This is a genomic window from Shewanella sp. NIFS-20-20 (assembly GCF_019209865.1).
Classification (GTDB): domain Bacteria; phylum Pseudomonadota; class Gammaproteobacteria; order Enterobacterales; family Shewanellaceae; genus Shewanella.
Genome location: NZ_JAHUTT010000123.1, coordinates 1 through 1,109, shown reverse-complemented (window position 1 = coordinate 1,109; position 1,109 = coordinate 1). Strand labels below are relative to the sequence as shown.

The following is a 1,109-nucleotide window of genomic DNA, read 5'->3' as shown; positions in this document are numbered from 1 at the left end:
CGCTCAGTGACTTGTTTAACAGCTTCTATTTTGAACTCATCTGGATATCGTTTTCCGCGCATGTAACACCTCATATTTTTGGTTAAGTATAACTCTATGAAGTGTCTACTGTTCTAGGGGCTTACCAAACCTATCCTTAATGAATTTTACAATTGGCTAAACAGCCAACATGTTTTACCTAAAGGGGCATTAGGTAAAGCCATTAGTTACACCTTAAATCAATGGCCCAAATTACTGACCTATCTTGAAGATGGGGATATCAGTATTGATAATAATGTTACAGAGCGGGATATCCGGCCGTTTACCACAGGGCGAAAAAATTGGATTTTCTCGACGTCGGTGGGTGGGGCTAAAGCCAGTGCTAACTTATACAGCCTGGTGATGACCTGCCGTGCCAATGATTTGAATCCCTACTACTATTTTCGTCATCTCTTTACGGAATTACCCAAGCGTGCATCATCAGATGAATTGTCTGATTTACTGCCGTGGAATGTTGATCTAGGTAAAGCAGAATAAGCTTCACCGGTTAATTGACCGCTTACTAAGTAACTAAGAGACTTTGGGCACAACATTACAGAGTTATACTCTAACTGTATAAAATTTGCGAAAGATCATGGGGTTAAAGCGGTCTCGCCTGCTAGTGAAGCCCAAGACGATATTTTAGACGTTCTATCTTCTTTTGCTAAAGGTTCTAGGTACTATAACCTTGGTCAATTAACTTCAGGGAAAAAGAATGAAGACCCTATAGAGCTAGGGCGCCTGATGAATTCAGCAGTACAAAAAATAGCTGGTTTTTGCTCGTGCCTCGCTCATTTTAATCCGCTATTTTATTGCCTCTGAATGAGGCGTTAGGTAACCAAGGAAGGAAGTCTTATGGAAGGTTTAATATTCAGTCTAAAAAGCAAAAAACGTGTTGATGCTGCTAGTTATATTAGCCCTTACTCCATTTGCACCTGAATTACTCTTGTTTAAGGAGGTTGCTGGCAGGGCGTCCGCATGAATGGTTAAGATTTAGGCGCTGATGTAAATCCGGCCACAAGGACTTGCTCCAAGAAGGCGGGGCTCATCATGCAGCGTTTCTGTTTCATCGGCACACTAATCTTAGTCGG

General features: G+C 41.7%; 1 pseudogene. It reads left to right on the top strand.

Going from position 1 to position 1,109, the window contains the following annotated elements:
* Nucleotides 1–129: 129 nt before the first annotated feature.
* Nucleotides 130–516, top strand: a pseudogene (locus KU855_RS18690) (transposase); the annotation flags it as partial.
* Between the last annotated feature and the right edge of the window lie 593 nt (nt 517–1,109).